Below are 7,266 nucleotides of genomic sequence, written 5' to 3'. Positions count from 1 at the left end.
GTCCGTAGCAAGCTGGACAATCCTGCCACCGGCAACCCGATCGCAGGACGTGGATAATCCCGCTGATCACCCGGCGGTCATCAGTTCGATGAGCGCCGGGTTGGTTCGTCGGAAGCAGAGGAGCGATCACCGCCCACTGTCGGTCATCAAGCCAGAATTCTCCTGCCATGATTCAAACTCCCATTATTACCGAAGTGAATCATACAGAGATAATTTAATCAATAGTTTGATTGGGTTTTAACCCTAGAGGTGGCCTGTCAATCAGCTTGCGTCAGTCGCCAGGCTGGGGGGAGTTGTGGATTTCCGGTGGCGTCCAGTCCGGGGCGGGGCCGCCGAGCGCTTCCTGCACGCCGTTGCCTTCAGGCTCGGGGGACATGGGAAGCTTGGCTGCCTTTGCGGCCGGCTTTTTCTCGGCCGGTTCGGCTTCAGCCTTGCCGGTGGATTTGTCGCCGGATCGGGCAAGCCGCACCCATTTCGGACGGCGCTTTTCGTCCTTCCAGAGCGCGTCCGGCAAGCTGAAGCGCTCGCCGGGGTCGCGTCTGGCGCCGCCGAAATAGCCTGAGACGTTGGCTATGACATCAACCATGCGAGGGAACGCCCGCGGTGAAGCCGGCAGTGATCTTGCCCGTGGTCGGGGCCGTGCCGGTCACGGTGTAGAGCAGGCGCAGGTAGAGCTCGTCCGTGCCGCGCGGGATGTGGCTCGGCGGGATGATCTTGCCGGCCTTGAGATCGGCGAGGACAAGCGTCGTCGTGATCACGGCCTTCGGCGTGGCGAAGGCCTCGTTGTCGTCCGTCTGGATGGTGACGGCGAGCGAGGTCAGATTGTTGAAGCTTTCCACCACCTGAATAAGGAAGGGGATCGGTTCGCCCTTGCCGATATCGCGGGTCAGCCCCTGCTTGATCGGGCCGAGATTGATGACATTGGTGCTGGGGCCGGTCGCGGTGATAACCTGCGCGTCCGAAAGCAGCGTCTGCCGGTCGAAAATCATTGTGATGCCTTTCGTTGAGGGGAGTGCCCGCCGCTCATCACGGCGGGGCTTGATAGAGACGATCAGACGAGTGCCGGAACGGCCGCTTCGGTGTTGAGGATGGCGTCCGTTTCGCGGATCGGGATGCCGCGATAGAACTTCACTTCCTGGCCCTCGACGAACTGCGTGGTCAGGTGCACCGTGTTCTGCCGGTCGGAGGTCAGCGCCCGGTCGGTGGACTGCACGTCGAGCACTTCGAGCACATCCTTGTTCATGTAGATGGCGATGCGGCTCGCCTTGGCGTTCAGCCGGCGCGACTGCAGGCGGTAGTAGCCCTTGCGCAAGAGCGACCAGAGATCGACGGTTCCGGCCATCATGTCGGAGACATCGATATTGGCGACGCGGGCGTTGTAGCGCCAGTCCTTCACGGCTGCGCCCAGATGCCAGGTGTAGAGAGTTTCCTTGGCATAGTAGGGGTCGCCATTGGCGTCCAGCACGCGCTGCTCGCCCTTGTCGTCGATCTTCACGCCCGCCTTTGTGCCCTTCGGGTAGAGAAGGTGGGTGGCATGGTCGCCCCAGGTGACGAACCAGATCGAGGTATTGTCCGCACCCGTGCCGCCGCCGTGGACCACCTGGCTGGCGATATTCGGCTGCGCCGGGTTCGGCAGGTTGGGGTTATAGGCGGAGTAGCGGGCAGACAGGCCCTTGAACTTCTCCGGGGCCGTTGCCGTGTCGTGGTAGAAGAGGCCGGAAGCCATTTCCTGGCTCAGCGACTCGATGAAGGGCATGGTGTCGACGAGGCGGGCCTTCGCCTTGTCGGGTGCCAGATCGAGCAGGCGCATGTCGATTTCGGAGCGGGCATGCACGAAGCCCGTCGTGTCGTCCACCTGCTGCATGGTGGCCTTGGACTGCTTGATGCCCTGATAGAGCCGACCCCAGGAAACGGAGGGCAGGCCGGTGCGCACCATATGGCGGTGCACGGCATCCATGTTGCACTCGACGGCCATCGCGTCGTCGAGGATCGGGTTCTGCTGCGAGAGAAGCTCGATGACGGCGCCTTCGGCAGAGCCTTTGAATGCGTCAACGAGATTGGGGTAGTAGCTGCCAATGGTAGCCATGTCTTATCAGCCCTTCGGTGCGTCTTTGGGAAACATCAGGTGCGCGGTTTCGGCTTTCCTGCCGTGTCCGCCCGCGCCGCCATTCGGTGGGTTGTCCTCCTGGATCATCGATCCGACCTTTGCGAAAATTCTGATCAATTCGGGGTGGTTGCCGCCGCCGCTGGTATTCAGGTACTCGCGCAGCGCCGGCGTGCCCAAGCGCGAGAGCGCGCGCTGGGCCGAGCCCACGGTGCCGCCCCATTTCGCCCCGCCGATGTCACGGTCCTTGCGGGCTTCGTCCGCCCAGCCCTGAACGCGGCCGGCCCACGCTTCGCCCGCCGCCTTGCCGCGCCGGCCCTGGATCTCGATGAAGCGGTCGGCAAGTTGCTGCGCCTGCCGGTTGGTCAGGCCCATCTCGTGGAAGTCAGGGCCGAGCGCCTCGACCAGCTCCTGATCCACCTCGATGCCTTCGGGCATGGTGAGCGAATAGCGGCCATCGTCGGGCACGCGGTCAGCAGGGTCGCTATCGGCGTTTCCCTCGGGCTTGGCGGCCTCATGATTTTYGGCAGAGGCATGATCCTGATCGCCAGCGCCGAGGTCACTTTCCGGTGACGTCTCCTCGTTGGGGAAGAGAATGTTTTCGGGCGCGGGCGTCTCGCCGCCACCGGAGCCGCTGCCTTCGGCATTGCGCAGGATGGCCGGAAACGGGCTCCTGCTAAGCATCGATGTCATGGTCTTGCCCTTCCTCGCTTTTCGCGCGGCTAACCGCCGCTGCCTTGTCGTTTGCCTTGAGATCCGCGATGGCGAGCAGCAGGCGCGGATAGAGCGTCGGGTCGATGCGGTCGAGCTCGGCGATCAGCCGCCGGCCCACACCCTGCCGTCCGAGCGTGTAATGCGTCGCGTTGCCAAGCTCTCCCGCATAGGCCTCCTGGTAGACGGCGCATTGTTCCAGCATCCAGAACAGCACGCGCTTGCCGGATGCGGTCGCGAAGACCTCGCGAAACGCCGTCGTGATTTCGTCTCGCCCGATGGTGTGGGGGGCAGATGGTTGATCCTTAAAATGGTCCATCAGGCGAGCCCCAGCTGGCGCAGAAGTGCCGCGCCATTCGGGTTGTCATTGGCGTCCGCCAGCACCTGTGCGGCCTGGGCGCCCTGATTGAGGGCAGGTGCGACCTGCGAGGCCATCTGCGCGGTCTGCGCCGCCTGCATCTGCTGCGCCCTCTGGGCCCTGATATCCTCGACCTTGTCATCGGCGAGGATCATCGAGGGCGGGGCGCCGATCGCGTCGAAATAGAGGTCGATCGCCTCATCGACATCGAGCTTGTCGAGCGCTTCCGGCTTGACGGCGGAGACCTGGCCCATGAAGGCGACGCCGCGTTCGATGGCGCCCGTTGCTACCGCCTGCTGTGCCTGCGCGAGGGTGGAAATGTACTCCACCTTCAGCTCGGTGCCCTGCAGCTCCGGCGGGGGCGGGGGCAGTTCGTCGCGGGCCGCCAGAATATCGAAGGTGCGGTCGATGGTCGGCCCCAGCTGATCGCCGAAGACGTTTTCCAGCACAGGGCCGAGCTGTAAGAGCTGCTCTTCCTTGCGCTGCGTCAGCTCGAACTGGTTGCGCGGCTGCACGCCTTCCATATTGGTGATGGCGAAGAAGAGATCGGCAAAGAAGGTCTTCTCGATGCGGTTCTGCACTTCCTGAATATCTTCGCGCAGTTCCGCGAGGCTGAGGTTCACCTCCATCGCAGGCCTGAAACCCTTGCCGGTCGGATCATCCACGTAATTCACCGCACCCGGCAGCAGCGAGGCCGGGCTGTTCTGCATCGAGGTCGGCGCGTTCATCGGCGGGCGCACCTTCTTGTCGATGCCTTCGAGCTTCCGCGTCTGTTCCAGCTGCAGCATCCTGATATCGCCGAGCGCCTTCTGGCCGGGCGAGAGTGCGTAGTGATCGTCCTCGGAAAGCTCCCAGGCGGGTGCGATGATCGGATTGCTGTCGAAGCCGCTTTCTTCCAGCAGATCGCCGCCTGTTTCGTCGATCCAGTAATTGGAGAGGAAGGCCTTGTTGCGCTTGTCGATCAGTTTGGGGTCGCGGTCGTAGCGGGGTTCGATCGCGTGATAGACATCGAAGCATTCGCCATATTTCGAGCTGTCATAGAGGCTGCGCAGCCGCTCCGGCACATTGTCGTAACCGAAGCGCTCGATGATGCGCTGCACGGACCAGCGGAACACCCGGTAAAGCGTCGTGGCTTTCCCCTTGTGATCCCTTGATATCCAGAAGCGGCCATGCACCAGCTGCTGCACGCGGATGACCGTCTCCTCATCCTCGACGAGGATCGCGACGGACTGGCCGAACTGGCCGAGATCGCCATAGCCGATGTGGAAGGCGCGGTAGAGATTGGAGGCCGCAAAGACCTCGCGCATCTTGTCCTGCACGGCGGCGAGATAGACCTTGACGGAATCCTGCTTCTTCAGATCGGGATCGAAGGTCGTCAGCCGGAACCAGGGCCGCGCCGGCGAGGTCAGCCCCGAATGCATGCCTGACTTCAGCGTCTCATAGGCATGGCTGCCGGTGCTGTCGATGATCTTGTCGCGCGAGCGCGGGCCTTCCCGATCGGAATAGAGGCGAAGCCGCGTCGGCTCGATATGCTCGGCAAGTGCGCGCCATTCCGCCTCCCAGGGCTGGCGAACCTCCTTCAGCTCGGCGAGCCGCCGGCGGTGATAGGCAATCTGTGTCTCGTTGTCGCGACGGAGGTTTTCCATGCTGATGTCCAATGCCTTGTGTCTGGGCCCTTACTGTCCGAGCAACGTCTTCTTGGCGGTATTGCCCGAGAGCGCCGGCGACTGCGTATCTGCAAGCGGCGGCGCGCCTGACGGAGAGGTGAGGATGGTGGAGGGAGCGCCCTTCACCTTGTCGGAGGCACGGCGCGCGGCCGTGGACTGGGCGGCGGCGTAGTCAGGCGTCTTCTGCTGGGCGTATTCGGGTGGCGCCTGCGGTGGCTCGGCTTTCGGCGGCGAGGAGAACATGCACATGGGGGGCATCCGATCGTGGTGGCGATGTGGGCCGGAGCGGATGGGTGCGGTGGTCATGACTGCCCTCCATCCGGCCGGTTTGGCTTCGATGGTGGGAGCGTGCGGATGAAAGGTTGAGGGGGTGACATGGGGGATCAGTCAGGTATGGGCTTTTCGTAAAGACCCCGCCCCAACCCCTCCCCACAAGGGGGAGGGGCTTAACTCGCCGCTTCCGGTTCAGACGATTTCAACGCTTGGGAGTAGCGAAATTGGCGCCGCAGTTTAGTCCCTCCCCCTTGTGGGGAGGGGTTGGGGAGGGGTTTTTGACCGGCTACAGCCTGGATGTTTCTTAAAAGAATGAAACGGGCCGAAGGTCGACAAGTCATACCAGGTCCGTGGCGCCCCCTATTGCGGGGTGGTTATTTCGCCGGTGGGGTCCGGCGGTGCAGGCCTGAGCTTCCTACGGCCCCAGCTTCATGCGCATTTCCATCGCCAGTTCAAAGCCCATGCCGGCGTATAGGGGTTTTCCGGCTTCCGAGGCGTGAAGCACCGCGGTGGTGCAGCCGGCTTCGCGCAGATGCTCCACGGCCATCGACACGAGTTTCTTCGCGACGCCGCGCCCGCGATAAAGCGGATCGCTATAGACTGACCAGATGTATCCCTGCAGCATGTGCTGCGGCTTGAGGACAACGGGATATGGCATCGTGTGAAGCTGGCAGGAAACGGATCCGGCCGGCATATTTCCGTCGAATGCGATGAAGCTTGCAAGCTTTCGGTGCTGACGGCCATCCCTCAGGAAGGTCCGGATGATGTCCTGTGCATCCTCCCGCAGGTGATCTTGCGGCGTGTCGTAACTTTCCCAGATCGCGAGGTAGTGCGCGACCATGATATCGTCGTGCTCCGGGCGTGCGCGGATGAAGTCGATAGCCGTTACCACGCGGCAGCCTCCTGGCACTCTGCCGTCACAGCGGAGACGCAGACGAAATCTCGGTTCCGGCCGGGGTTGCAAATCTCCGCAATTTCAGAAGGGACATGCAGGCGCAAGCGCATGGTAATCGGGTCTGAATGTTCGCGGCTTGCCATCATTCTCAGCTCCATTTGCGATCAACATGGGCCGTGGACGGCTTTGCGTCAAACGAGGCGCGGACGACCGGCATTTCCCATCGCCCGCGACTGCATCAGGTGGCACTCCCTACTGCCCCACCTCGATCCGCCCCTTCATATTCGGATGATACCGGCAGGTATAATCCACCGCCCCATCACCCTTCACCACAGTCGATCCCGACTTGCCCGCCGGGATCACCACGTCGAATTTCCCCTTTGATGTCGCCGTATGATCCATCACATCCCGGTTCCGCCAGAGGATCGTGTCGCCCGGCCGTGCTGTCACCACCGCCGGCTTGAACTCCAGCTTTTCGATGGTCACCTCGATCGTGGCGGCACTTGCGGCCGTTGCGCAAAGCGAAAGGGCGGCCGCAAGGCAGAGTTTCGGCAGGATTGCCATGACCGTCATGACACCCATGACCCTCATTTCAGCATGGAGGCAACATGCTCGGCATGCTGCTCATGGCCTTCGAAGAGCTTCAGGCCGGTTTCGAGCAGGGACTTCAGCTCGGGGTTCTGGGCTGCCGGGATCAAACCCGTCTTCAAGGCGTTGTTGACCGTCTTGTGATAGGCGACTTCGTTGTCGACATAGGCCTTGTCGAAGGCGGCGCCCTTCAGCTTGGAGAGCTTTTCCCGTTCCTTCTTGGCATCCGATGCCAGCGACTTGCTGGTGGCATTGTCTTCGGGCGTCACCTTGAGCTTCTTGACGAGATCGAGCGCCTGCTTGTTGACGGCCTCGTGGTCGCGGATCATATCCTTGGCGRAGGCGACGACCTCTTTGTCCTTCGATTTCTCGACCGCCTGCTTGGCCGCCTCGATGTCGATGACGCCGGCCGTATAGGCGATATGGGCGATCTGCGGATCGGTCGGTGCTGCGCCGGCGGCAAAAGCCGCGGGGGCTGACAGCGCGAAAGCCGAGAGAGCGGCGATAAGGTGTTTCTGCATCTGGTCCTCCATCCGGCTGATACCGCCGGTCGATGTTTCCTACGCAGAATTGGATGCCGGCATCGCGCAGACGTTCCCGAAAAGATTTTTCCGGCCCGAAAAGATTTTTCCAGATGTCGGGAACATTCGTCTTGCCCAGGCATCCAAAA

General features: G+C 62.4%; 11 protein-coding genes. All 11 read right to left on the bottom strand.

The window, feature by feature from the left end:
* Positions 1-169: transposase (locus tag AC1D35_RS34050; RefSeq protein WP_477942281.1), on the bottom strand; the 169-nt coding region annotated here is incomplete at its 3' end.
* 102 nt (positions 170-271) lie between these two features.
* The gene (locus AC1D35_RS34045) at positions 272-586 is read right to left on the bottom strand and encodes a hypothetical protein (protein WP_113312288.1); all 315 of its coding nucleotides are present in this window, start codon (positions 584-586) and stop codon (positions 272-274) included.
* Complete coding sequence (locus AC1D35_RS34040; protein ID WP_113312289.1) at positions 579-989, bottom strand: Bbp16 family capsid cement protein; 411 nt, start codon at positions 987-989, stop codon at positions 579-581. The genes AC1D35_RS34045 and AC1D35_RS34040 overlap by 8 nt, the downstream gene beginning before the upstream one ends.
* Before the next feature lie 62 nt (positions 990-1,051).
* Positions 1,052-2,086: a major capsid protein gene (locus tag AC1D35_RS34035; RefSeq protein WP_113296976.1), complete on the bottom strand. Its 1,035-nt coding sequence runs from the start codon at positions 2,084-2,086 to the stop codon at positions 1,052-1,054.
* 6 nt (positions 2,087-2,092) lie between these two features.
* On the bottom strand, positions 2,093-2,797 hold the full coding sequence (locus AC1D35_RS34030) for a hypothetical protein (RefSeq protein WP_477942277.1): 705 nt from the start codon (positions 2,795-2,797) through the stop codon (positions 2,093-2,095).
* Positions 2,781-3,134 carry a hypothetical protein gene (locus tag AC1D35_RS34025; protein ID WP_113312291.1) on the bottom strand — a complete coding sequence of 118 codons (354 nt, stop codon included), beginning with the start codon at positions 3,132-3,134 and terminating at the stop codon, positions 2,781-2,783. The genes AC1D35_RS34030 and AC1D35_RS34025 overlap by 17 nt, the downstream gene beginning before the upstream one ends.
* Positions 3,134-4,819, bottom strand: coding sequence for a portal protein (locus AC1D35_RS34020; protein WP_113312292.1), 1,686 nt, complete (start codon positions 4,817-4,819; stop codon positions 3,134-3,136). The genes AC1D35_RS34025 and AC1D35_RS34020 overlap by 1 nt, the downstream gene beginning before the upstream one ends.
* Positions 4,820-4,849: 30 nt before the next feature.
* Positions 4,850-5,146, bottom strand: coding sequence for a hypothetical protein (locus AC1D35_RS34015; RefSeq protein ID WP_477942274.1), 297 nt, complete (start codon positions 5,144-5,146; stop codon positions 4,850-4,852).
* A gap of 382 nt (positions 5,147-5,528) precedes the next feature.
* On the bottom strand, positions 5,529-6,005 hold the full coding sequence (locus tag AC1D35_RS34010) for a GNAT family N-acetyltransferase (protein ID WP_477855727.1): 477 nt from the start codon (positions 6,003-6,005) through the stop codon (positions 5,529-5,531).
* A 255-nt stretch (positions 6,006-6,260) separates the two neighbouring features.
* Complete coding sequence (locus AC1D35_RS34005; protein WP_113312273.1) at positions 6,261-6,581, bottom strand: cupredoxin domain-containing protein; 321 nt, start codon at positions 6,579-6,581, stop codon at positions 6,261-6,263.
* 14 nt (positions 6,582-6,595) lie between these two features.
* Entirely contained in the window at positions 6,596-7,117 is a 522-nt protein-coding gene (locus AC1D35_RS34000; protein WP_477942272.1) for a DUF4142 domain-containing protein, read from the bottom strand.
* Positions 7,118-7,266 lie beyond the last annotated feature (149 nt).

It is taken from the genome of Rhizobium sp. P1_E6 (genome assembly GCF_056405875.1).
Note: the sequence above shows the minus strand (reverse complement) of the source record. Positions and strands in the feature narration are given on the sequence as shown.